The organism is Thermorhabdus hydrogeniformans (assembly GCF_049310025.1).
GTDB lineage: Bacteria > Bacillota > Thermosediminibacteria > Thermosediminibacterales > Tepidanaerobacteraceae > JBJYKD01.
On sequence record NZ_JBJYKD010000230.1, the window covers coordinates 1 to 254 of the forward strand.

General features: G+C 39.8%; 1 pseudogene. It reads left to right on the top strand.

Going from position 1 to position 254, the window contains the following annotated elements:
- Positions 1–254 (top strand): annotated as a pseudogene (locus tag ACKX14_RS16235) (heavy metal translocating P-type ATPase); the annotation flags it as partial.

The following is a 254-nucleotide window of genomic DNA, read 5'->3' on the forward strand; positions in this document are numbered from 1 at the left end:
ATGGAACAATAAAGTACAAGGCAACAAAGGTTGGAAAGGATACCGCTTTAGCACAAATAATAAAGCTCGTAGAGGATGCACAAGGCTCTAAAGCACCAATAGCAAAGATGGCTGATATAATTTCTGGATATTTCGTTCCAGTGGTTATAGTACTAGCGACTGTTTCAGCTCTGGCCTGGTATTTCATAGGAGGACAAACCACAGTGTTTGCATTGACGATATTTATATCAGTACTTGTAATCGCATGTCCTTGT